Raw genomic sequence first — 24007 nt, forward strand, 5'->3', positions numbered from 1 at the left:
CTCCTTCAACTTTCTCTCAATTAAAACGTTAATACTTCCGGCTTCTGAGCCTGATGATTGTGCTCCGGACCAGCGTATACATGAAGCTTGGTGTACATCTGTCTTCCCAGCGGTCCCTTCGGAAGCATGCCCTTTACAGCGAGCTCTACGACTTTCTCAGGTTTCTTTGCCATCATCTCACGCAGGGTGGTCTCTTTCATGCCGCCTACGTACTCGGAATGGCGATAGTAAATCTTCTGATCCAGCTTCTTGCCGGTTACTTTGATCTTATCTGCGTTTACAACGATTACATAATCTCCGGTATCAATGTGGGGAGTGAAGACTGCCTTATTCTTTCCTCTGAGCACCTTCGCCACTTCCGAAGCCAAACGTCCTAATGTATATCCTGTAGCGTCAACTACATACCATTTTCTCTCGATTGTTGCCGGGCTGGCCATGTAAGTTTTCATTGGTTTTCCTCCTGAAAAATGAATTGAAACTTCTATGGAAAAATGCCGTTACCGGGGCTATGGCTTAGACATTTTCACACTACGTCACATTGGATTATTATATTATACTTGCCCGTGTGTGTCAACCGTTATTTTGCCAATTTTGCGGACTTTTTCAGGGCTTTTTCGGCCTCTGCCACAATTGCTTTCCAGCTGCGCTTCCGGTCTCATCTCCCCGTCTGCCCGTGCAGGGCCGGATGATCCAGATGCCATTCCGGAATCTCTGCCCGGTCCGCGGGCGCCGCGCCCAAAAGCGCCGCCCGTTTCTCTTTCGTCAGTTCTTCCTCTTCCAGAAAATGAAGTTCCCAGGCGGAAGCCATATCTTTTTCCGGATCTTCCGCCCGGACCTCCAGAAGCTTTTTCAGAAACAGCGGTCCCGCAATATGGCAGCGGTACACTTCCATCCGGTATCCCTGTATTCTGTTCCCGTCATCCAGTATCACACAGACCGGATGGGAAAACCAGAGGGCGTCCAAAAGAGCCCTCCCCGCCTCCGTATGCTCTTCCTCCAGAGCCAGCGCCAGTATCTGGCCGTCCGGGCTGGAAAGGGACGGAAAGAGAACGGTCTTTCCGTCTGCAAAGCGGATATATTTCCGGCAGTCCGGAGCCTTCAGAAGCTCCAGGGCAGAGGGCGGCAGCAGCCGGGGCTGCTTTTTCTGGCACTGCTTTCCCTGGCTCTGTTTTCTCTGTTCTTGTCCTCTCTGTGCCTGCCCTTCGTTTCTCTCTGTCATTGTTCCCGTCATCCTCATCACACATCCAATCGTTCCAGATCACTGTCCGGGTGGTTCCCGCAGTGCTTGTAATCATCGTTGGTAGAAAGCAGCCCGTAGCTTTTCCGAATCTCATGAAGCCCCTTCGCCAGGCGGATATAATAATCCAGAGGCGGCATGGGCTGATATCCCAGGCGGGAGGCCCGGTGAGGCCGCCAGATGGTGCTCAGGAAAATCACGCCGTTCTTCGCAAAGAACTCACAGCCCTCCAGGTTTGATTTCAGGGCCTCGTCCACCGTCTCAAAGCCCCAGGGGCCGGCAAGCTCCGCGCCAGCCACCACCTGGGTGCAGACCTTTCCCCTGCCGAAGACTTCCACGGCGTCCACCGTGCGGCGGACCCACTCGTCATGGCCAATCCACTGCTCCTTTCCGGGACAGAGCTTCTGAAACAGTTTCTTATCCCAGATTTCAATATTGGGACAATAGCTGGTCAGTCCCGTTTCCTTATATATATGCTCCAGTACCTTCCGGGAATAGGCCGGAGCCATCAGCTGGCTGGAAAACCTGCCGGAGAAATTCCGTCCGATGGCCTGAAGCACCCGGATATATCTCTCCACTTCCCGGGAGAAGGGCGGCTCCCCACCAAAATCCGTACCTCCGGAAAGATAGATTTCCGAAAACCGTCCGGGTTCCTTCAGGGCTTCCCGCACTGTTTCGTACACATCTTCACAGTCCACCTCTCCCAGGCTGTGCCCTCCAGTAAAGAAGGCGCAGAAATGGCACTGCTTTCCACCCTCCCAGAGGCGGCATTTCTGATAGGCCGTCAGAATCAGCTTCTGAGCCCTGGCTTCCGCCACCGCCTCCATCGGAGTCCCTCTGCTGGTAGTCTTTCCGAAAAACTGCGGCCGGGGCACAAAATCCACCGTATCGATCACGTCTTCCCCTTCCTTCAGCAGAAATTCTCCGCGTCCGGCGTCCCAGTCTATCTGATAGGGGTCCCGATAGTTTTCTCCATAATTGATATAGACGAAGGTGGCGTCCCGCAGCAGAATGCCTCCGGGCATCACCTTGTCCGCCGGACGGCCTCCAAAGGAAATGCCGAAGGGCTCCAGCTTTCCGAAGCAGTAATCCGGCTCCTGAAGCCGGTCAAGGGCGGCTTCCGTCAGCACGGCTCCGTGCCATACCATACTCATTTTCAGCAGAACGAAGGGAGACAGATCCGGATATTCCCGGCATGCCTTTTCCCACTCCGCGCGTTTTCCCTGCATTCTCTCTCCTCCTGTCTTCTGCTCTTCCTGCCGGGACATAACTCTCTACAGAAACAGCAGGCCTGCGATAATCAGCCCGTTCAATCCCAATAAAAACACAAAATCCACCGGACGCACCCGTGTCCGGAACGCCACGGCTCTGGGAACGTCATTCTGAAAGCCCCGGGATTCCATGGCCATCGCCAGGCTTTCCGAGCGCTCCATGGCCTGCACCAGCATGGGAAACAGCCGCTTCGTGGACAAAGGCCCTGCCTTGACGCCCCGGGCTTTCAGCGCGGCTCCCACGATGCCGTATTCCTCCCGCACCACCGGGAAGAAATGATACGCCGCCAGAATTCCATAGGCGAATTTAGGCGGAAGGCGGAACTGCTGCATCAGACTCATGACCAGTTCAAAAGCATTGGAAGTGAACGCGTACAGCATTCCCAGGCCTCCGTAGGCCAGAATTCTGGAAGAAAGCTGCAGAGCCGTGGTCAGATTGCTGGCAAAGAGGGTCCTCTGTCCGAACATGGTAGTCTCCACACCCTGATTTCCGCCGTCCGCTCCGAAATATAAGCCTGCGGTAAACATGCCCAGAGCCGCCAGAAAAAAAGGAAGCATACCCAGAAGCAGCCTCCTGCGGTTCACACCCGGCGTACAGAAGGTCACCAGCAGGCAGACCGCCGCGATAAGCAGATTCAGGCGGATATGAAAGGTAACCGAAAGAAGAAGAGACGCTAAAATAAGGGATAACAGCTTATATCCCGGATTCAGGCTTTTCATAAATGCGTTCCTCCTTCTCCGTTTTCCTTCTCCTGCGCCAGCGCTTCCACGTAATCCAGCACTTCCCGGGCTTCCACCGGCTTCAGGCTTCCGTCTTTCAGAAGCAGTATCTGGCCGGCCCAGGCAGCAGCCAGCTCCAGATCGTGGGTGGCCATAATCACCGTCAGTCCCTCAGAGATTTTCTTCTCCAGAAGATCCAGGATGAATCTGGTAGAGCGCTCATCCTGCGCATAGGTGGGTTCGTCCAGCAGCAGAACCGGGCAGTCCCCCGCCAGCATGGAGAGCAGGGCCAGACGTCTCTGCTGCCCCTGGCTTAAAGCGTAGGGAGACATCTCCTTCCACTCCAGAAGCCCGAACTCTTCCAGAAGTCCATCCGCTTCCTCCCCAAGAGCCGTTTCCTCCGCCTTCCCTCTCGCTGCCCGCAGCGTCACCAGGATCTCTTCCTTCACAGAAGTGCTTAAGAACTGAAATCTGGGATTCTGGAATACAAGGCCCGCCTTTCCATGCCTTTCCAGCCTTCCTTTGTATTTCCCGACCCCGGCCACTGCCTGCAGCAGCGTCGTCTTTCCGCTTCCGCAGCTTCCTATCAGAGCTGTGACGCTTCCTTTCCGGGCCTGAAAAGACAGATTGGCCAGAAAGGTCTTTCTTTCGTGATAAAGAGAAAGTCCTTCTGCCTCCACCATAATTTCTTCCTGGGAAGAAGCTTTCTGCGGATGCCTTTCTTCCAGCCATCCGCTTCCCAGGAACAGACCCCGGGCGGCAAATTCCTCCCGTCTCTCCTCCAGCTCCCCGCAGGTGATGCTGTTCTCGTCCAGATTTCCCTTATCGCTGTAAAGAATCACTCTGGACAGAAACGGCCGCCACCAGTCCAGGCGGTGGTCCACAACCAGAAGCGTCATTCCCTGCCTGTTCATCTGCTCCAGAAGGGAAGCCAGCGAAGCGCTGGATGCCGGGTCCAGGTTCGCAAAGGGCTCATCCAGTATCAGCATCTGTGCTTCCGTAGCCAGAGCTGTACAGAGAGCCAGCTTCTGCTTCATGCCGCCGGACAGATTATGAATCGGGCTCTCCGCTTCCTGCTCCAGCCCGACCTTTTCCAGAAGCTCCCGCATCCGCTTCTGCAGGTCTCCCTGATAGTTGATGTTTTCCAGGGCAAACAGAACTTCATGATCTACCCGGTCCATGCAGAACTGATTGTCGGGATTCTGGAACAGAATAGATGCGGCCTTTGCTCTTTCGGCTGGACCATATTCTGACAGCGGTCTTCCCATCAGTGTGATCTCCCCGGTCAGTTCACCGGCATATTCCGGATAAAGCCCCGCAAGGCAGTACGCCAGCGTACTCTTTCCGCAGCCTGAAGGACCCATAAGCAGGACGGTTTCTCCGCTTTTTACGGTCAAAGACAGATCCGAGAACACCGGATCTGTCTTTTCACTGTAGCGGAAGCTTAAGTCCCTGCAGGACAGCAGCACCTCCTGCTTACTCATGGCTGCGTCCCAGCTCATAGCCTTTCAGAAGGCCGGTCTTTGCCAGTCCGTCACCAATCAGCTTGCAGATGAAGCCTGCAAAGATCAGGGAGCTGATCAGGCGGATTACAAAGAGAAGGGCCAGGAACGGCACGGAAAACTGTCCGTAGCCGGAGCGCACAAAGCTCCACAGGAAGCTGGTCACGCAGCTGCCGGCCGCCGCCAGATACATCACTCCTCCGTTAAACTTTTTGTATTTGTAAGCGGCAAATACAAGCTCCGCTCCTGCTCCCTGGATAATGCCGGCCACAATGACCATCGGACCGAACCAGTTGCCCAGCAGAACCTCGATCACAGCGGCGATCACTTCAGCGACAACGGCTGCTCCGGGCTTCTGCAGGATATAGCCTGCCAGCGTCGCGGCCATGAACCAGACTCCAAACACAATCTCATTCCCCAGCGGAGAGAGACCTGCAGGAGTCAGCGCCGCCGCGATAAAGGAGGACAGGTAGACACCCGCCAGGTATACGACTCCGAACACAATACAAATCATTGCCACCATGATAATTTCTTTCAGTTTCCAGCTGTTTGTCTTCTTTTCCATTGTTCTTTACCCCTCATTCGTCGGACTGTTCACAGATAATGTAAAATGCAGAATATAATGGGGCACGGACTGTTCCATCAGCCTGCACACCTCTTCCAGATAATCAAAAACCTTCTGCACGTCTCCCTCTATGCGGGTCGCGTAATGGATGGTCTTCGGGTTCAGGCCTTCCGCCTCCGCCATGCGCCACACCTTGGCGATCTCATCAATGTAATCTCCCGTTCCCATAGGGTAGAGAGCCAGCTTGCAGAGCACCGGAAAATGCCGGTCCTGGATTTTTGCCCGGTTCGGCGCCTCTCCTTCCCGGTCCAGAAGGCTGTCTCCATCCGTATCTCCCGGGCACCCCTTGGAAAACTGTCCTTCCAGAGCCATATGTACCTCCGGCTGCCATGCGTTGATAAACAGGGCGCGCACAGCATCCGCCACATAGGGCAGCTTTCCCCGGTAGACGGTGGACAGGGCGTCCGACTGGCTCCAGACCGCAGAAGTGTCTGTCTTCTCCAGAGCGCCCAGAATCACTGATACAAAATTGTCTGTCATAGGATACAGAGAAAAACGGCATCCAGAGATGTCCAGATTCGTCCCTCTTCCTTCCCAGGGCAGATCGTCGCGGCAGCAGCCGCAGTTTGCTGTTTCCATAAAAATTGCTCCTTTCCTCTCAGAGGAATATAGTTCAGAAGCAAAAAAAGATGCTTTTACGAAAAAAAGCACCCTGATTATCACCGCCCGGATCGCAGACGGCTCTGTCCATTAGAATCGCTTCCCTTCGCTGGTCCTAACCAGAGCAGGTTCAAAGAGTCGGACTTATGCAGTCCTCTCAGCTCCAAAGAGTTCCCCTAGAATTCTAAACTATATTCTGTTCTGATTTTTTACACATCTACTATAGCGTGTCATAAAGGCGGTGTCAAGCAGAAATCCCTGTGTCTCATCCAAGCTCCGGATACTCCGGATACCGCATTCCCAAAAGGGTCAGTCCTTTCGCGGGCGCCGTAGGCCCTGCCGCCTGCCGATCACAGGCCTCCAGGATACCGGCCATGTCCTCCGGCGCATACGCGCCAAGTCCGGTCTGGATCAGCGTTCCCGCCAGGATTCTCACCATATTGTAGAGAAAGCCGTTTCCGGTGACACGAATGCAGATCAGCCGTCCCTGTCCGGAAAGTTTCTGCTCTTCCACTTCCAGGCTGTAGATGGTCCGCACTGTGGTCTCCGCCTGGGTATGGATGCTGCAGAAGCTCTTGAAATCGTGTTCTCCGAGGAAATACGGACAGGCAGCCTTCATGCGCTCCACGTCCAGCTTTCTCCGGAAGAAATAAGTATTCATCCGGTATGCGGGCAATTCAAACTCCCGGTTCAGAATCCGGTATTCATAGGTCTTGACGCAGGCGGTCTTCCGGGGGTGGAAATCAGCCGGCACCTCCAGAGAACACTGTACCCGGATATCCTCCGGCAGGCGGCTGTTCAGCGCATAGGAAATCTTCTCCGCCGGCATTCGGGCCGCCGTGTCAAAGACCGCCACGTTTCCCAGCGCATGAACGCCGGAATCCGTCCGGCTGGCGCCGATGATTGTAATCTCCTCCCGAAACAGGGAAGAAAGCTCCCGGTTCAGGACCCCTTCTATGGTCTCCCCGTTCTTTTGCACCTGCCAGCCGCAGTAGTTCGTTCCGTCATAAGCCACTGACAGCAGCACCCTTTTTCGGTTCTGACTCATAACCGTACTCTCAGCGGCGCTCATAATATCACTCTCACCGCAATGATGGCCGCCAGAAACAGCAAAAGGATACCGTAAGCACAGTAATCCCTGCCTGCATAGACAAGCGGCTTCATCTTGGTCCTTCCCTCTCCGCCCCGGTAGCAGCGTGCCTCCATGGCCATGGCCAGATCATTGGCCCTCCGGAACGCCGAGATAAACAGCGGAACCAGCAGGGGCACCAGATTTTTTGCCCTCTGGATTAGATTTCCATGCTCAAAATCCGCTCCTCTGGCCATCTGCGCCTTCATGATCTTATCCGTCTCCTCCAGCAGAATCGGGATAAACCGGAGGGCGATAGACATCATCATGGAGATCTCATGAACCGGCACATGAAGCTTCTTCAGCGGTCCCAGCAGCGTCTCCAGCCCGTCCGTGAGATCATTGGGCGTCGTGGTCAGCGTCATCAGCGAGGAGCCGATAATCAGGTAAATCAGGCGGATCGCCATGAAGATGGCGGTGCGGAGCCCCTGATCAGTGATCCGCAGCTTCCAGATCTGCACCAGCACCCGGTCTCCGGGCGTCAGAAACAGATTAAATACCAGCGTGATCATCAAAATAATGAAAATAGTCTTTAAGCCACGCACAATAAAATGAAAAGGCACCTTGGAAAGGCGGATCATGGCAATCAGAAACACAGTCGCTACCACGTATCCAACCCAGCTGTTAATCAGAAACAGAGCCACCAGAAACCCAATCGTGCCCACCAGCTTTACCCGCGGGTCCAGCTTATGAAGAATGGAATCTGCCGGATAATACTGTCCCAGCGTAATATCTCTTATCATAGTTTCTTTCCCTTCTTCCGGAAGGCCTCCAGAATCTCTTCCCTGGCCTCTTCTATCGTCGTCGCATTTTCGTCTGCGTCAAAGCCCCTGTCCTTCAGCGTGTGCATGATATAAGTCACCTGAGGCGCGGCAAGCCCCACGCTTTCCAGCTCCTTATAGTGGCGGAACACCTCCCGCGGGACATCGTCGTACATGACTTCTCCCTGATTCATCACAATGATGCGTTCCACATATTTTGCCACATCCTCCATGCTGTGGGAGACCAGAATGACCGTGATTCCCCGCTCTTTATGAAGCAGACTGATCTGATCGAGAATCTCGTCCCTGCCCCTGGGGTCCAGACCTGCAGTGGGCTCATCCAGAATCAGCACCTCCGGCTCCATGGCCAGCACGCCCGCGATAGCTACCCGGCGTTTCTGGCCGCCGGACAGATCAAAGGGAGACTGCTTCTCATACTCCTCAGAAATTCCTACCATGCGCAGGGCTTCTCTGGCACGCTTCTCGGCCTCTTCCTGGGAAAGGCCCTGGTTCTTCGGCCCAAAGCACACGTCACTGAGTACATCCACTTCAAAAAGCTGGTGCTCCGGATACTGGAAGACCAGCCCCACCTTGCTGCGGAGACGGCGCATGTCATAATTCTCGGAATAAATGTCTTCTCCATTAAAATAAATATGTCCCGATGTCGCTTTCACCAGCCCGTTCAGATGCTGGACCAGCGTGGATTTTCCGGAACCCGTATGGCCGATCAGGCCGATAAACTGGCCATCCCGGATCTCCAGACTGACCTGTTTCAACGCGTGAATCTCATAGGCCGTATCCGGACTGTAGGTATAACTGACGTTCTCTAATACAATTGACATAACGCTTCCACCAGTTCCTCTCTTGTCAGAATCCCGTCAGGCAGATCAAGCCCTGCTTTTTTCAGTTCCCAGGCAAGCAGTGTGGCCTGGGGCACATCCAGCCGGTAGGATTTCAGCGTCTCCACCTGGGAGAAGATCTCCCGGGGCGTCCCCTGCATGACTACTTTGCCGTCATCCATGACGAGAACCTTATTTGCGTAAATGACTTCTTCCATATAATGTGTGATCAGAATGACCGTAATATCTTCCACCTGATTCAACGCCCGGACCGCGCGGATGACTTCCTTCCGCCCATTAGGGTCCAGCATGGCCGTAGGCTCGTCCAGCACGATACATTTCGGATGCATGGCTACCACACCGGCTATGGCTACCCGCTGCTTCTGGCCGCCGGAAAGCTTGTTCGGAGAATGATGCCTGTATTTCAGCATATTGACCGCTTTCAGGCTCTCCTCCACACGTTCCCAGATTTCCTTTGTGGGCACTCCCATGTTTTCCGGGCCGAATCCCACATCCTCTTCCACAATCGTCCCGATGATCTGGTTGTCCGGATTCTGGAATACCATTCCCGCGCTCTGGCGCACATCCCAGAGATTTTCTTCCTCCCTGGTATCCAGGCCGTTTACCCAAAGAGTCCCTTCGCTGGGAGTCAAAAGGGCATTGATATGCTTGGCGAGTGTAGACTTGCCGGAACCGTTATGTCCCAGGATCGCCACAAAATCGCCCTTCTCCACCTCAAAGCTCACGCCATCCACTGCCCGGATCGTCTCCTTCTCCCGGCCCTCTTCATCGTATTTTCTATAATTATATACCAGCTTATCCGCCTTAATCATTTCCTGTCTTTTTTCCATCCGTGTCTCTTCACTTCTCACTTTCCAACCGGAACGGCTTTTGCGCCGGATTTCCTTTTACTATTTCTTCTTATTATTTCCTTTTTTATCCTTGATTTCCCGTTCGGGCGTCCCGCTCTACGGAATATGTCAGCTTATTTTATCCTATCTGCAGGGCTTTTGCAAGAAAAAACCTGTCCGCGCGCCAGATTTGGATAAACTGTCCGCCTCTCTCGCCTGTCCTGTCAAAACAAAAAGAGGCTGCGTTCTGAAACACAACCTCTATCTATCTCAAGCGGCCCTTCCTCCGCGTCCTCTTCTCTTTGTGAGCTCCTCATATTCTTTCAGCTTCTGTCTCTCTTCCGGCGTCAGCTGGGTGGGAACCTGAATCTGTATCGTCACATACTGGTCGCCGTGCGCCTTACTGTCCTTCATGGAAACGATCCCTTTGCCGCGCAGGCGGATCTTTTTGCCTGACTGAGTACCGGCCGGAACCTTGCACACCACATTACCATAGAGGGTCGGGAAGCTGGCTTCTCCGCCAAATACAGCTGTCGTAAACGGAATATCCGCTGTGGTATAGACGTCCATTCCTTTCCGCTCATAACCTGCTTTCGGCGCGATGTGCACCTTCAGAAGCAGATCGCCGTTCTCTCCGCCGCCGATTCCCGGATGGCCCTTGCCGCGCAGGCGGACGCTCTTGCCGTCGTCGATTCCCGCGGGGATGTGTACGCTCAGGGACTGCACGCTGCCGCTCCCGTCCGCTGCCTGAATGTGGATCATCTTATCGCACCCAAAGGCCGCCTCTTCGAAACCGACTGTAATATCTGCGTGCAGATCCTCTCCTTTATAAGAGCTCTGCCGGTACCCGCTCTGGAAACCGGAGCCTGCCCTGCCGCCAAAGCCGCTCTGGCCGCTGCCATGGAATATATTCCCGAAAATATCCCCGAACATATCGTCCATGTTCATATTGCTGCCGTCAAAATGAAACTCATGATAGGTTCCGTCGCTGGAACGGTAGCTTCCGGTGCCAAAACCGCCGTTTCCAAAGCCTCCGTTTCCAAAACCTCCATAAAAGCCTGAGCCATTGCCTGTGCCTGCACCGGAAGCCCGTGCTCCGCCCGTCTCGTCAAAGGCTGCGAATCCAAACTGATCATACAGCTTCTTCTTTTCCGGATCGCTTAAGACGTTATAAGCCTCTGTTACTTCCTTGAATTTCTGTTCCGCTGCCTTGTCATCCGGATTCATGTCCGGATGATACTTTTTTGCCAGTTTCCGGTATGCTTTCTTAATCTCTTTCTCGTCAGCCTGCTTTCCGATGCCGAGCACCTCGTAGTAATCCCTTTTCATCTGCAATCACCTCCCAGTCCAAGCATTGTCATACTCAGAGGAACGGGGGCGCCAGCCCTCCGGCCGGCGTCCCCGTTCCTCTGTCGTCTATCTGAAAAGGCGTCAGCCTTCAATTGTAATATAGCTGTTATTTTCTACAACAGGCTTTTCTTCCTTCTTCGGAACTGTAATCTTCAGAACACCATCTTCAAACTTCGCCTTGATGTCTTCCTGCTTCATCTCATCGCCTACATAGAAGCTTCTGCTGCAGGTTCCCGCGTAACGTTCTCTGCGGATGTAGGTTCCGTTCTCCTGCTTCTCTTCCTTATTGCTGCCAGTAGAAGCCGTGATGGTCAGATACCCGTTTTTCAGCTCTGCCTTCACGTTCTCTTTCTTTACGCCCGGCAGTTCAATCTCAATCTCATAAGCGGAAGCTGTGTCCTTCACATCGGTGCGCATCAGGTTTGCCGCTTCCTTCCCATAGGTCCTCTTTCCTGTATACGGAAACGCGAAATCACTCATAAAATCATCCAGTAAACTTTCTCCAAAAATACTCGGCATTAACATAACTCATTCCTCCTTATTTGCTGCGGTTTTCCAACCGCTGTACCAGCTTTCTCATCGGAACCTCCGGAAGCTTTATCTGAAAATCTTCAAAACTCTTTATCGATTTTCCCTCTTCCTTCGTTCTGAGTATGTTATACCACCTTTATTAGCACTCGTCAAGCATGAGTGCTAATATTTTATAAATTGTTTATATTCTTAATTTTTGTATAAGAATCATAATTATTTTGAAATATTTACTGTACAATTTCTTTGTTTTCCGGCAGCCAGCCTTCCGGTATCTTCCGCCTCATCCTGTCTCTCCGCTTACAGCCGCTTTACCGCGTCCATGGCCAGATCGGAACGCTCACATTCCTGGGCAGAAAGGCTGATCTGCCAGCAGAGCGGGCTTCCTTTCATATAGTTTGCCGCATAGCTCAGGCCGTTGGTCCGCTCATTTAGAAACGGCCGGTCAATCTGCTGGGGATCACCGAGCAGAATGATCTTTGTACCCCGGCCTGCCCGGGTGATTATTCCTTTGACCTGGTTGGGCGTCATATTCTGCGCCTCATCAATAATCAGGTAGGTTTTCACAATGGAGCGCCCCCGGATAAAATTCAGCGCTTCCGTCTGAATCAGGCCCCGCTCAAAGATTTCGCTGACCTTGTCTCCCAGCAGCATCTCGTTTTCATATCTGCGCCCTTCGTCAGAATCCAGAAGCTGCTCCAGATTATCGATGACAGGGCGCATGAGCGGCGCGATCTTTTCCTGCTCATCTCCGGGCAGGAAGCCAATATCCTCGTCAAACTGGGCGTTGGGACGGCTGATGACAATCCGGCGGTACTCGCCGTTGGGGTTGTTGTAGAGCTTTTCCAGCCCCACCGCCAGCGAATAAAAGGTCTTTGCAGTGCCTGCCATTCCTTTGATAATCACAAGCGGCGCCTTGTCGGCTCCCGTCATCAGGGCCTCCTGGATAAAATACTGTCCCACATTACGGGGCGACACGCCATAGGGCCTGCTTTTCTTATAGACGAGAGGAACGATGCGGTTCCCTTCTACGCGGCCCAGCAGCGTCTTTTTCGAAGACTGGTCCAGCCTCAGCACAAGAAACTCATTTTCTGTAAGCTCCGGTTTCTTCCTCTCCCCGCTTTCATCTGTCTGATAGACCGCCTCTGAGGGAATCCCGCTTTTTTTGAATTCCTTCGCCAGCTCCTCCGGCAGATAGACCTCCGCGCGGCCGGTGTACAATGCGTCGTCAGGGCTTACCTGCTCCGTCGTAAAGTCCTCCGCCTTGATGCCGAGAATATCCGCCTTAATCCGCAGAACCAGATCCTTCGTCACCAGGACGACCTGTTCCTCCGGGTTCTGCTCCTGCAGTCCCCGGCAGACCATCAGAATCCGGTTGTCCGCCTTGTCCTCCGGAAGATCCGGCGGAAGCTCCACATGCACAAAATTCTTCTCAATGCGCAAAAGGCCGCCTTCCGGCAGCCTCGTCCCCTCAAACAAATCTCCGCTCAGGCGCAGTTCCTCCAGCATACGGATTGCTGTGCGCGCATTTGCCCCCCGCTCGCCTTCCGCTTTTTTCAGTCCATCCAGCTCCTCCAGAACTACCAGCGGCAGAACCACCGTGTGCTCCTCAAAGCAGCGCAGCGCGTAAGGCGCCTGAATCAGTACATTGGTATCCAGTACGTAAGTCTTCTTCATAGTACCTCCCCGGATAGTATTCTTATCTTCACTATAACATCCGGGGAGAGCCCTTTCTATCAGCCTTCTTTTAATTTTCCGTAAAATCTCCGTAAACCCTGTACGGAAAGCTCCGGTTTCTGTCTTTCCTGTCTTTATCCTTCCGCCGGCACTCTTTCCCGATCCGGATGCTCTCCGGACCATCCGATCTGCGGAAGCGTCATCAGGCGGTGCATGTCGTCATCCTCAATGGTGAAGCCGAACACGTCCAGGTTCTGGCGCATGCGCTCCGGAGAAGAAGACTTCGGCAGCGGCAGAACCCCGCACTGCAGGGCGAACCGGATACAGATCTGAGCCACGGATACCTGGTATTTGTCCGCCAGCTCCGCAAGCAGCGGCTCCTTCAGAACACGGGCCCGGCCTATGGGACTCCATGCCTCCACCTGGATGCCAAGCCTCTGGGAAAAGTCCACCGCCGCTTTCTGGATATAACCCGGATGGAATTCCAGCTGGTTCACCACAGGAACGATCCCGGTCCGCTCCATCAGGTTATTCAGATGGTGAGGCAGGAAATTGCTGACGCCGATGGCCCGGACCTTTCCGGCCCGGTAAAGCTCCTCCATCGCCTTCCAGGTCTCCACATCCAGCTCTCTCCACTCGGCGCTCAGATCCTCCGGCCGGGGCCAGTGAATCAGATACAGATCCAGATAATCCGTCCCAAGCTTCTTCAGGGATGTCTCAAATTCTTTTCGTGTGGATTCATAGCCAAGCCTGCTCCGCCACACCTTTGAAGTAATAAAAAATTCCTCTCTGGGAATCCCGCTCTCCCGCACAGCCTTTCCCACCGCTTCCTCATTCAGATAGGCGGAAGCCGTGTCAAGGTGCCGGTATCCCTGACGGATAGCCTCGCTGATAACAGCCTCGCCCTGACCGTCCGCCGCCTTGTAAGTACCGAAACCTACAGCCGGAATTTCCACGCCGTTGGCCAATGTAAATGTATGACGCATCCTTGATTCCTCCCCTAAAAAACATTTCCATGTTATATAGTGTAACATGTCCGCTTCTTTGAGAAAAGACTCTTTTCATTCAAAAACGCTGGCAGAAAGGCGAAAGTTCCGGCCGTCCATATTACAGCACCTTGCTTCCGTTGGCGGTCAGCTTGAATCTGGAGCCCAGCACCTCCGCCGCGCGCCTGCACATCAGCATCCGTTCCAGAAAGATTTCAAAATAATCCAGCATGGAGCAGATCTCATCATCCAGATGAATGTCCAGATGAATCACCTTTTTTTCCACATTCACTGTAAGCTCCGTGCTTTTCGCCGCGTAGTTCACCCGGTCATGAATGTCAAAGGTAGACATATCCTTATTGCGCACCCGGTCCCGGCGCACGTCTGTCTTGTCCGCCAGAATGAGAGCCGCCGAAATCGGATCAAAGGCTGTGCCGGTATTTTCATCATGATTTCCTACGGCGCTCACCACGGCCGCCACCTCTGCCGGCTCCATCCCCATGTCCCGCAGGATCTGAAAGACCAGCACGGCTCCGGAATGGGCATGGTCATGGCGGTTCACCGCGTTTCCCACATCGTGCATATAGCCCGCGATCCGGGCCAGTTCAATCTGCCGCTTCGGATAATCCAGCTGCTTCAGGATTCTTCCCGCTGTGGCGGAGACCCGGCCCGCATGGATTTTCGAGTGTTCTGTATATCCCAGCACGCCAAGCATTTCATTGCCCCGCGCAATCAGCTGATCGACATATTCATTTTTTACCACATCTTTTACGGTTACTTTCTCCATTCTTCTCACTCCTGTTCCATCTTTAGCAATATGAAAATTGTACCCGTCTTATGTAAAATCCGTATGAAATTCAGGTTAACTCTTCAAATCCGCCTGAAACTGTCCCGAAACAGGCGCAAAACTTCCGGAAAGGCGCGTAAAACTGGTTCAAAACTTCTACAAAGGTCTTGCAAAATCAATTTTTTCTTGTAAAATAGGAAGAGGTTTCATGTCAATACCCTGGCGCCGGCATACCAGAGGGCAGTAAAGCCAAAATGGCTGCATTTCCTTTTCCGGCCGGAGCAAGGATATACTTTATGAGGAGTTTGAAATGATTAGTGTCAATAACGTAACCTTACGAATCGGAAAAAAAGCCCTGTTCGAAGATGTAAACATTAAATTTACAGAGGGCAACTGCTACGGCCTGATCGGAGCCAACGGCGCCGGAAAATCCACGTTTCTGAAAATTCTCTCCGGAGAACTGGATTCCACAAACGGCGAAGTGGTCATCACCCCGGGCCAGCGTCTCTCTTTCCTGAAGCAGGACCATTTCCAGTATGACGAGTACCCTGTGCTGGATACCGTCATCATGGGAAACGCAAGGCTCTATGAGATTATGAAGGAGAAGGAAGCCATCTATGCCAAGGAAGATTTCTCCGACGAGGACGGCATCCGGGCCAGCGAGCTGGAGGCGGAATTCGCCGACATGAACGGCTGGGAAGCGGAATCTGACGCCGCCACCCTTCTGAACGGCCTTGGCATCGAGACAGAGCTTCATTACAATCTGATGAAGGATCTGCTGGGCGCCCAGAAGGTCAAGGTGCTTCTTGCCCAGGCCCTGTTCGGCAATCCCGACATTCTGCTGCTGGATGAGCCTACGAACCACCTGGATCTGGACGCCATCGCATGGCTGGAGGAGTTCCTGATAGGCTTCCCCAATACCGTCATCGTGGTTTCCCATGACCGTTATTTCTTAAATAAGGTCTGTACCCAGATCGCAGACATCGACTATGGCAAGATTCAGCTTTACGCCGGAAACTATGATTTCTGGTATGAGTCCAGCCAGCTGATGATCCGTCAGATGAAAGAGGCCAACAAGAAGAAGGAAGAGAAGATCAAGGAGCTGCAGGAGTTCATCTCCCGTTTCTCCGCGAACGCTTCCAAATCCCGCCAGGCTACCTCCAGAAAGAAAGCCCTGGAGAAGATTCAGCTGGATGAGCTTCGTCCTTCCAGCAGAAAATACCCGTACATCGATTTCCGTCCCAACCGTGAAATCGGAAACGAGGTGCTGACTGTGGAAGGCATCTCAAAAACCATCGACGGCGTGAAGGTCCTGGACAACATTTCCTTCATTCTCGGACACGACGACAAGGTAGCCTTTGTAGGCGGAAATGAGTTTGCCAAGACCACCCTGTTCCAGATTCTGGCCGGCGAGATGGAGCCGGACGAAGGCTCCTATAAATGGGGCGTTACCACAAGCCAGTCCTATTTCCCGAAGGACAATTCCTCGGAGTTCGACAACGACGATACCATCGTAGACTGGCTGACTCAGTATTCTGAAATCAAGGACGCCACCTATGTGCGAGGTTTCCTGGGACGTATGCTGTTCGCCGGCGAAGACGGCGTCAAGAAGGTCAAGGTTCTGTCCGGAGGCGAGAAGGTGCGCTGTATGCTTTCCAAGCTGATGATTTCCGGCGCCAACGTCCTGATTCTTGACGAGCCCACAGACCATCTGGACATGGAGGCTATCACCGCCCTGAACAATGGACTGATCAAGTTCCCGGGCGTGCTGCTGTTCTCCTCCCGTGACCATCAGATCGTACAGACCACGGCAAACCGCATCATCGAGCTTCTGCCGAACGGTTCCATGATTGACAAGATCACCACTTACGACGAGTATCTGGAAAGCGACGCGATGGCAAGAAAGAGGACCGTCTACACCAAATCTTCCAGCGACGAAGAAGACAACTAAACTCACAATACCAAAGGTGGTATGCGGCGCGCTCCGGTCATGGAGCCGCCCGGCGTACCGCCTGTTTTTCTGCGCGTCCCGAATCCGCGCGCAGCTTCTCCGGCCTGATCCGGACCTGCTGCTGTTTTCTGTTAGAACAGGAGTTGAAACCATGAATCTTCATGAAAGAAAAGAAACCGCAGTCCATCATGCCATGGCCCTGTCCGGCGGCTTTTTCGGCATGTACGCCCTCATGATCCGCAGCGCCACCTTCGGTTCCTCAGAGACCTCGAATCTGATATATCTGGTGGTAGCCGGCCTCTCCGGCTCCCTCCACTCATTTCTGATTCGTCTGGGCGCCCTGGTCTGCTATATTGCGGGAATTGTATTTGCCACGCTGATGCCGAAAATCCTGAAAAAACCGGATTTCCGCTATATTTCCATCGGCATCGACATACTGGCCTGCCTGATGCTGGCCCAGCTTCCGGAAGAGCTGGACCCGGTACTGGCTCTCTATCCGATGTTCTTTGCCACTGCCGTACAGTGGCTGGCCTTTACCGGCGCCGCAGGCTACAACAGCGCGACCATATTTTCCACCAACAATCTGCGCCAGTGCTTCGCTTCCCTGAGCGAGTACCTGTATGAAAAGAAGCCGGAGCAGAAGCACAAATGCGCCTTCTATGCCGGGACACTGCTCTGCTTCCATCTGGGCGTCATCTACTGCTGGGGCAGCCTGCGCTTTTTCGGAGTGCAGAGCATCTACGCCTGCCTGCCGCTGCTGGCTCTGCCTCTGGCAATGCTGGTGCTGAATGAGGAGCGCCACCCGGCTATTTTTAAACTTTTTGCACTCAGCCGCTTTTCTCTGAAAGGAGCACACGCTCCTTCAGCAGAACGGTTCTGATTATTCAAAAGCATTCAAAGGAGGAAACTGTTATGTTATACAAGACAAAAGGAACCTGCTCCGTAGGAATTGTTGTGGAGCTTGAACCGGATCACACGATTCAAAAGGTAGAATTCATCGGAGGCTGCTCCGGAAATACCCAGGGCGTCGCCAGCCTGGTCCAGGGCATGAAGGCGGAAGAGGCCATCTCCCGCCTGAAGGGTATCCGCTGCGGCAGCAAACCTACTTCCTGTCCCGACCAGCTGTCCAAAGCACTGGAAAAGGCCCTGGAAGAGACCGCTTAGGAAATGAAACTGCGGGCGTACCGTACAAATGCCAAAAGAGGACGCTTCCCTTATTTTATGGGCGCGTCCTCTTTTTGTTTCTGTTCTTCTGTTCTTCTTTGCTTCCTGCTACACCCAGGAGGTTTTTCCCGCCTGAGTCCAGCGTTCTTTCTGAGCCTCGTACTGTTCATTCAGCCAGGCAATGGCCCCGTCAAACCCCTCCTGGGTAAACGGAAAATCCCGGTACTCCTTCTGCTCCTCCGCAGTGGACTCGAAACAGAAGGGCTCCGGATAAATCACAGCCTCCAGAAGCTTTTCCTCCCCTTCTTCCTTTTTGCGGAGCCGGTAGCGCATTCCCTGATAACTCCCCGTATAGACTCCTTTATTGATATAAGGCAGGCCTGCCTGCCCGTGCAGATCGATCATAACATCCTCCCCTTAAAGCGGATGCCGCTTTCTTACCACCTCAAAGGCTTCCTCCGCTACGGCAGCGGTCTCCGCGATATCTTCATCCGTCAGAGACGCGTTCAGGAAATGATTGTGATGGTTGGTGAAAAAAACGCCTCTCTTTACGCACTCGGCCACCCACTCCTGATGAAGGCTCAAAGTGGGATCGTCGGCAATCCGCAGGTAGAACAGGGACGGCATTCCCGTCACATGAAGGTCAAAGCCGAACTTCCGCGCGGCCACAGTTAGTCCTTCCTTTACCTTTGTTCCCTTCTCGTTGAGCAGGTTTGCAATATCCAGTTTCTTCATCTTCTCGATGCAGGCAATTCCTGCCGCAAAAGGCACGGCGCTCATCCAGTAACTTCCCGTGTAGGAAAGACCGCTGACTGTATTTTTCAGAAATTCCTTTCCGCAGAGAGCGGACACGTTGTAGCCGTTCGCAAGGGCCTTGCAGAAGCAGATGAGATCCGCCTCAAAGCCGAAATAATGATCGGAACCGGCGATATCCATACGGAAGCCGGCCCGCACATCGTCAATAATCAGGACCGCGTCTTTCTCTGTGCAGAGCTTTCTCACCTTCTGCCAGAAGCCCTCGGCGGGCATCTCATTATCAGCGAAATTTCCGTGCATGTAGGGCTGGGAAATCACTGCCGCGATCTCATCCTTATTTTCCTCAAAAACCCTCTCCAGGGCTTCATAATCGTTCCACTCCACATAAATATTATTGCAGACGTCTTCCTCCAGGATTCCCGGATAGTCTATCTTCTGGGTCCAGGGAGCGACCCCATGGTAATAGCCTTTAAAGAAGACGATTTTCTTTTTATGGGTATACGCTCTGGCCGTCATGACGGCCAGCGTCGTCACATCGTTTCCGTTCTTGGCAAAGAAAGCCCAGTCCGCCGAATGTACGGTATCCACCAGTAGCTCCGCGAAATCAATCATTTTTGTAGAAGGCGAGGTCATGCAGTTCCCCAGCTCCATCTGGGCCCTGGCTGCCGCGTCCACGTCCGGATCACAGTAACCCAGCACGTTGGGGCCGTAAGCGCACATATAGTCAATAAAACGGTTGCCGTCCACGTCCCAGAAATAACTTCCCCTTGCCCGCTCTCCAAACATCGGGTATGCCTCCACCGGAATAAAGCAGCCCTCCGCCGGGCCCAGATGTCCGTATACGCCGGAAGGAATGACCTTCACCGCCCGGGCAAACTCTTCTCTGCTCTTTGTATAGGTATTGATCTTTCTCATCATCCGTTCCTCCTCTATGCCAGGTAAAGACTCACACGGTCCAGAATCCGGTTCATATTGTCTATCATGGAAATCATGCCGCTCATGCGGATATCGCCGGTGCCCACACAGGCCAGCGAATTCACCTTTCCGTCAAACAGGTCTCTGGCCGTCTGAATACTTCCAAACTCCATGCTGGCAGCCGGCGCCTTCGGCGCCTTCTTTACGGTGCGCAGCTGATGATCCTTTACGCAGACGGAAGCCACAGGACCTCCGGCGATGGATACCCGGATGATTCCATCCTGCATGTAGGAAGCGCTGGTCCGGCTCACCTTATCATGGTTTCCAATCTGGCTGATTGCCGACACAATCGTATAGAACATCAGTGCCGTACTCTTTTCAAAAAATTCCGGGTCCTTCAAATCCTCTTCCGACGCTCTGAGATAACGGGTCAGAATGTCCGTAAGCTTCGTAAAATCTTTCAGCAGAAATTTAATCTTCGTAAAGCCCTTGGAAGGGATCGGCGTCACCGTACCGTCAATCATTCCGTTAAACTTCTTCACGCTGGAAAACGGCAGCTTGATGTCGCAGTGCTCCACACCGTTTTTCAGCGTACAGGTTCCGTGATCAAAGCAGAGCGAAGCCGACGGGCCGCCAGACACCGCAAAACCGACGCTGATTTTTCTGTCCGCAATCAGGGCCTTCGCCTCCTCATCCACCTGAACCAGATTCTCCAGGGTGCCAAGCACCGCGTAAAGATTGATATAGGCCATGGTGGTTTCATCCGTATTATGTCTTCCAATCATAAATCTGTTCTTCCTTTCCCTGAATCTCAAAAATGAACGCCCCGTTTCTTTTCTTCTGCGCCATCACACAAAAATGCCGAACGGTCAGGTCCGGCATCTTCGCCAGCGCAGCATGCGCTCTTTTTTCTTTGTGTCCAGTATAAATTTTCAAGGGGAAAATGTCAAACTGAATTTTATATATGGCTGACAACGGAATTTTTCAGATCATGGACAGCGGAATTTCGTAAAGCGGAATACCACAGAAAGGAAGTCCACAAAAATCCCCGCTGTTCGCTCCAGCGGGGATTTTACTAAAGGGGAGGATATAAGTAATTCGTTTCTCTTTTGTCTAATCCTAGTATAGCCCGCTTTCCCCGGTTTATACAGAAATTTTCAAAACTTCTATACTTTTCGGAAAAAATATGCTAATCTCAGAGAGTGGAAAGGATACCTTTGCTGCCAGTTCTGTCCGGAAGAACGAACTGCGCTGCGTCCTTCTGCTTCTTTAACTGCCAAAACACGTTTTTACCGCAAGATATACAGAGATATACAGAAAGGATGTGACTTCCATGTCCCCTAAAATAAAACGCGTCGTTGCCCTGCTGGGCGTAGTAATCCTCGTGGGCCTGTACCTGATTACGCTTATCCTGGCCTTTGTGGACCCCACAGCCTCCAAGGACTGGCTGAAGGCATCGATTATATGCACCATCATTATCCCGGTATTTTTCTACGCCTATCTTCTGGTGTACCGGAATCTGAAAAAATAAAGGGAAGACAGAATATGCAGGCAGACGGTACCCCGCGGCGCTTTCGCGCCGGAATACCGCCTGCTTTTACTGTTTTCATTTACTGTTCTTTACTTGCGGGTAAGCTATTACTATTCAGTCTTTGCCGGGCGTCTTTCAGACCATGCTCCTGTTCCCTCTCATCTATCACAATGTCAAATCGGTAGACGGAGAGAATCATACCGGCAAGAACTGCGCTTCCTGTGATGCTTACGATCCCTTCCGATACAAAAGGAAAATTGCTGAAGGCTCCAAACTGAAAACCAAAATTCTCAATCAGATAAATCACTGTCTGAACGGCAAATACAAGTCCGCCGGAAAAGGCCACGGCTCTTCCCAGACGGTTTTTGATGCGGAACGCGGTGCCAAGCGCCAGGATCGGCAGCGCCAGCACAAGCGCTGTCAGAAACAGGGCCGGAACCCAGCCATACCGCAGTATCCACCAGGAAACGCGGTAATTTCCCAGATAATTTTGCGGGAGAATGTTCCGCAGCGACGGTTCCTCCAGAAACTGCATTTCATATTCTACGTGCCTCTCAAAATCCGCAGTATCTCCCGCAGGTTCTTCTTCCCCGTGCCAGACCCCCTCTCCGTCTTCATAGTACCATTGAGACGTGCCATACCGAAGCATTTCTTCTTCTGTCAGCTGAATCTCCCCGAAAGGTCTTGCATGTGGAAGGAGTTCCCGGATCAGCACATTGTTGTAGGCATCGTCCCACGCATCCGTGACAGAGGCCCGCTCTCCCGGAGCGAGAAATACCTGCCAGCTTTCCTTTACCCGGTTCCACTGCGGGGCAGCCCAGAGAATCAGCAGAATCAAAAAGCCGGCAAAAGCTGCCGCCGCTCCTTTTCCTTTTCCCACATTGGTCCAGCCCTTTTTCAGAAAATACAGGGAAACTCCCAGGCAGCTAAGCAGAAGGACCAGAATCGGAATATAGGTGCGTTCCCCCCAGTAACGCCCTGCCGCCAGCAGAATGCCCGCTGCCTGATAGAGGAACAGCAGAACGATTCCCTTGAAATACTGATTTCTTTTTCTGTAAAAGATAACGGTTCCGACCAGAATCCCTATCTGCACAACGCCCAGGAAGATCGTGGAGCTGGTCAGAGTCCAGATCGTTCCAGACACTGTCCCGGGCAGCTTTTCTGTCTTATATGCATATTCCAGCCATCCTGGAAAAAATGTGAAGGAAAGATACAGTCCCCCCAGACACACACAGACTGCAATAAAAATCACGCACATGCCTCTCGCATGCTTCAACAGAAACGGATACCCGAACCTCATGACCAGAAACAACACCAGCAGGCCCCAGAGATAATGCCGCTTATCCGAAATCTCAAACAGAATCCCTGACAGATTCCACTCCATCCCGTCCCGCAGCAGTTCCCCCGCAGCGCCCACCGCCATCAGAACCAGAATGAGCACCAGAAGGGGCTTTGCAATCCGCAGCCGGTGGCGCTTATTCAGTTCCATTCCGACCACGTCCGGGGCTCCCATATCGCGCACGGACCGCCTGTAGGCTTCTTTTTCCTCCACTCCGTATTCCATATAGAAAGCCGCCTTGTCTTCGATGTGGCCGCGCAGCTCTCTGTTGACCGAATCCAGGCCAATCTTGCAGGATATCTGCTCATCCACATCCTTCAGATAATTTTCCACCCTTTCAAAGCTTTCAGAAGGCACAGACGGCACCTCCCTCCAGAACGGCATGAACGGCTTTCTCGTACTTCTCCCACTCTTCCTTCTTTTTCCCCAGCAGCCTTTCCCCCTTCCTCGTCAGATGATAGTATTTGCGCATCCGTCCGCTCTCGGCAGCTTTTTCATAGCTTTCCACGGCTCCCTGCTCCTCCAGGGCATGAAGCACCGGGTACATCGTCCCTTCCTTCAGGGAAAATACATGATCGCTTCTCTCCTCCAGCTTCCGGATCATCTGATATCCGTACATATCCTCCTCTTCCAGAAGCTTCAGAAGAAGCATGGAGGTGCTGGCTGCCATCATCTTTTTATCCATCTCATCCCTCCTTTATACCTAGATATTCTATGTATATAGAATACCTTGGAAATCTAGGTATGTCAAGCAGAAAAAATGCAGAAACAGCTTCCCTGGTTCGGTTCTCTGTTCCTGCATTCTTTTTACTTCCATATACTATCCAGATACTATACAGAGGGCGGCATGTCCTACCCCTGTAAACAATCTGCCTGTCTTACGCCAAGCTTTCTCAGTTCTTCTTTGGCCTGCTCCAGGGACTGGAAATGAATCCCGTGGATTCCAAGCTTTCCAGCCGCCTCGATATTCACCAGCGTATCATCGATGAAAACAGCCTGTTCGGGCGCAATCTGATAACGCTCCATCAGAAGCTGAAATACCGCCGGGTCGGGTTTAATCACATGCTCCTGCCAGGAAAGGATATAGCCGTCCATCAGTTCAAGAAAATCCAGCTTGTCCTCCCTCTGGTCGTAGATATGCTTCGGCCAGTTGGAGAGGGCAAAGACGCGGATGCCCTGACTTTTGAGCTCCTGCACCCAGGGAACCGCATAGGAAAGCTTCCAGACACACTCGCCCAGATTTTCATATACCTGCCGGATCTCCTTCTCATATTCCGGAGCCGCGGAGACGAAATCGCGGATCTCCTCCTCTTCCGTCTCAAGTCCCTTGTCGTGCTCCACCCAGGCCGGACTCAGGAACACCGCCTGCTCCACAGCCCGATATGCTTTTTCTTCCGGCACAATACTCCGGAGATACTTCTCCCAGCCATAGCCGGCCAGCACTCTGCCGATATCAAAAATCACTGTATCAATCATATGACGGCCCAG

General features: G+C 52.9%; 26 protein-coding genes and 1 riboswitch. Of the genes, 4 read left to right on the forward strand and 22 right to left on the reverse strand.

Going from position 1 to position 24007, the window contains the following annotated elements; all coding sequences use genetic code 11:
- Positions 1-20: 20 nt before the first annotated feature.
- From rplM to B5E82_RS11565, 16 genes are all read right to left on the reverse strand, one after another.
- Positions 21-449 carry a 50S ribosomal protein L13 gene (gene rplM / locus B5E82_RS11490; protein WP_087307679.1) on the reverse strand — a complete coding sequence of 143 codons (429 nt, stop codon included), beginning with the start codon at positions 447-449 and terminating at the stop codon, positions 21-23.
- A gap of 206 nt (positions 450-655) precedes the next feature.
- Positions 656-1219, reverse strand: a complete 564-nt coding sequence (locus B5E82_RS11495) for a hypothetical protein (RefSeq protein WP_087307680.1) — start codon at positions 1217-1219, stop codon at positions 656-658.
- Between the two features lie 17 nt (positions 1220-1236).
- A complete protein-coding gene (locus B5E82_RS11500; RefSeq protein ID WP_087307757.1) occupies positions 1237-2466 on the reverse strand; it encodes a radical SAM protein in 1230 nt (409 codons plus the stop codon).
- Positions 2467-2511: 45 nt separating this feature from the next.
- Positions 2512-3228 (reverse strand): energy-coupling factor transporter transmembrane component T family protein, encoded by a 717-nt coding sequence (locus B5E82_RS11505; protein WP_087307681.1) that lies wholly within the window; start codon positions 3226-3228, stop codon positions 2512-2514.
- On the reverse strand, positions 3225-4712 hold the full coding sequence (locus tag B5E82_RS11510) for an ABC transporter ATP-binding protein (protein WP_087307682.1): 1488 nt from the start codon (positions 4710-4712) through the stop codon (positions 3225-3227). Before B5E82_RS11510 ends, B5E82_RS11505 begins: the two co-directional genes overlap by 4 nt.
- Entirely contained in the window at positions 4705-5295 is a 591-nt protein-coding gene (locus B5E82_RS11515) for an ECF transporter S component (RefSeq protein WP_087307683.1), read from the reverse strand. The genes B5E82_RS11510 and B5E82_RS11515 overlap by 8 nt, the downstream gene beginning before the upstream one ends.
- 6 nt (positions 5296-5301) lie before the next feature.
- Positions 5302-5934 (reverse strand): YkoF family thiamine/hydroxymethylpyrimidine-binding protein, encoded by a 633-nt coding sequence (locus B5E82_RS11520; protein ID WP_087307684.1) that lies wholly within the window; start codon positions 5932-5934, stop codon positions 5302-5304.
- A gap of 105 nt (positions 5935-6039) precedes the next feature.
- Positions 6040-6143: riboswitch (TPP riboswitch) on the reverse strand.
- A gap of 77 nt (positions 6144-6220) precedes the next feature.
- Positions 6221-7003, reverse strand: coding sequence for a tRNA pseudouridine(38-40) synthase TruA (gene truA, locus B5E82_RS11525; RefSeq protein WP_087307758.1), 783 nt, complete (start codon positions 7001-7003; stop codon positions 6221-6223).
- 20 nt (positions 7004-7023) lie between these two features.
- The gene (locus B5E82_RS11530) at positions 7024-7827 is read right to left on the reverse strand and encodes an energy-coupling factor transporter transmembrane component T family protein (protein ID WP_087307685.1); all 804 of its coding nucleotides are present in this window, start codon (positions 7825-7827) and stop codon (positions 7024-7026) included.
- Positions 7824-8687 carry an energy-coupling factor transporter ATPase gene (locus B5E82_RS11535; RefSeq protein WP_087307686.1) on the reverse strand — a complete coding sequence of 288 codons (864 nt, stop codon included), beginning with the start codon at positions 8685-8687 and terminating at the stop codon, positions 7824-7826. The genes B5E82_RS11530 and B5E82_RS11535 overlap by 4 nt, the downstream gene beginning before the upstream one ends.
- Positions 8672-9535 carry an energy-coupling factor transporter ATPase gene (locus B5E82_RS11540; protein ID WP_087307687.1) on the reverse strand — a complete coding sequence of 288 codons (864 nt, stop codon included), beginning with the start codon at positions 9533-9535 and terminating at the stop codon, positions 8672-8674. The genes B5E82_RS11535 and B5E82_RS11540 overlap by 16 nt, the downstream gene beginning before the upstream one ends.
- Before the next feature lie 270 nt (positions 9536-9805).
- Positions 9806-10864, reverse strand: coding sequence for a DnaJ C-terminal domain-containing protein (locus B5E82_RS11545; RefSeq protein ID WP_206415684.1), 1059 nt, complete (start codon positions 10862-10864; stop codon positions 9806-9808).
- A gap of 102 nt (positions 10865-10966) precedes the next feature.
- Entirely contained in the window at positions 10967-11410 is a 444-nt protein-coding gene (locus B5E82_RS11550; protein ID WP_087307689.1) for an Hsp20/alpha crystallin family protein, read from the reverse strand.
- A gap of 303 nt (positions 11411-11713) precedes the next feature.
- Positions 11714-13090 carry a PhoH family protein gene (locus B5E82_RS11555; protein WP_087307759.1) on the reverse strand — a complete coding sequence of 459 codons (1377 nt, stop codon included), beginning with the start codon at positions 13088-13090 and terminating at the stop codon, positions 11714-11716.
- A 134-nt stretch (positions 13091-13224) separates the two neighbouring features.
- Positions 13225-14076, reverse strand: a complete 852-nt coding sequence (locus tag B5E82_RS11560; protein ID WP_087307690.1) for an aldo/keto reductase — start codon at positions 14074-14076, stop codon at positions 13225-13227.
- 121 nt (positions 14077-14197) lie between these two features.
- A complete protein-coding gene (locus B5E82_RS11565) occupies positions 14198-14863 on the reverse strand; it encodes an HD domain-containing protein (RefSeq protein WP_087307691.1) in 666 nt (221 codons plus the stop codon).
- 310 nt (positions 14864-15173) lie between these two features.
- On the opposite strand from B5E82_RS11565, the gene B5E82_RS11570 reads away from it, so the two are divergent.
- The 3 genes from B5E82_RS11570 to B5E82_RS11580 all read left to right on the forward strand — a co-directional run bounded on the left by B5E82_RS11570 (position 15174) and on the right by B5E82_RS11580 (position 17978).
- On the forward strand, positions 15174-16814 hold the full coding sequence (locus B5E82_RS11570; RefSeq protein ID WP_087307692.1) for an ABC-F family ATP-binding cassette domain-containing protein: 1641 nt from the start codon (positions 15174-15176) through the stop codon (positions 16812-16814).
- Positions 16815-16965: 151 nt separating this feature from the next.
- On the forward strand, positions 16966-17694 hold the full coding sequence (locus B5E82_RS11575; protein ID WP_087307693.1) for a YoaK family protein: 729 nt from the start codon (positions 16966-16968) through the stop codon (positions 17692-17694).
- Positions 17695-17726: 32 nt separating this feature from the next.
- Positions 17727-17978 (forward strand): TIGR03905 family TSCPD domain-containing protein, encoded by a 252-nt coding sequence (locus B5E82_RS11580; protein WP_087307694.1) that lies wholly within the window; start codon positions 17727-17729, stop codon positions 17976-17978.
- Between the two features lie 108 nt (positions 17979-18086).
- On the opposite strand, the gene B5E82_RS11585 is transcribed toward B5E82_RS11580, so the two are convergent.
- From B5E82_RS11585 to B5E82_RS11595, 3 genes are read right to left on the reverse strand one after another with little or no spacing between them, the layout of a single operon-like run.
- On the reverse strand, positions 18087-18383 hold the full coding sequence (locus B5E82_RS11585; RefSeq protein ID WP_087307695.1) for a hypothetical protein: 297 nt from the start codon (positions 18381-18383) through the stop codon (positions 18087-18089).
- Positions 18384-18395: 12 nt separating this feature from the next.
- Complete coding sequence (locus B5E82_RS11590; protein ID WP_087307696.1) at positions 18396-19652, reverse strand: aminotransferase class III-fold pyridoxal phosphate-dependent enzyme; 1257 nt, start codon at positions 19650-19652, stop codon at positions 18396-18398.
- An 11-nt stretch (positions 19653-19663) separates the two neighbouring features.
- Positions 19664-20434, reverse strand: coding sequence for a hypothetical protein (locus B5E82_RS11595; RefSeq protein WP_087307697.1), 771 nt, complete (start codon positions 20432-20434; stop codon positions 19664-19666).
- 548 nt (positions 20435-20982) lie between these two features.
- Between B5E82_RS11595 and B5E82_RS11605 the strand changes: the two genes are divergently transcribed.
- Complete coding sequence (locus B5E82_RS11605; protein WP_087307699.1) at positions 20983-21180, forward strand: hypothetical protein; 198 nt, start codon at positions 20983-20985, stop codon at positions 21178-21180.
- A 79-nt stretch (positions 21181-21259) separates the two neighbouring features.
- Here the strand turns inward: B5E82_RS11605 and B5E82_RS11610 are convergent, their stop codons facing one another.
- The 3 genes from B5E82_RS11610 to B5E82_RS11620 form a co-directional block, all read right to left on the reverse strand.
- Positions 21260-22876 (reverse strand): permease prefix domain 1-containing protein, encoded by a 1617-nt coding sequence (locus B5E82_RS11610; RefSeq protein ID WP_087307700.1) that lies wholly within the window; start codon positions 22874-22876, stop codon positions 21260-21262.
- Positions 22866-23204, reverse strand: coding sequence for a PadR family transcriptional regulator (locus B5E82_RS11615; RefSeq protein ID WP_087307701.1), 339 nt, complete (start codon positions 23202-23204; stop codon positions 22866-22868). Before B5E82_RS11615 ends, B5E82_RS11610 begins: the two co-directional genes overlap by 11 nt.
- Positions 23205-23371: 167 nt before the next feature.
- Positions 23372-23995, reverse strand: a complete 624-nt coding sequence (locus tag B5E82_RS11620) for an HAD family hydrolase (protein ID WP_087307702.1) — start codon at positions 23993-23995, stop codon at positions 23372-23374.
- Between the last annotated feature and the right edge of the window lie 12 nt (positions 23996-24007).

It is taken from the genome of Lachnoclostridium sp. An138 (assembly GCF_002160765.1).
GTDB lineage: Bacteria > Bacillota > Clostridia > Lachnospirales > Lachnospiraceae > Laedolimicola > Laedolimicola faecalis.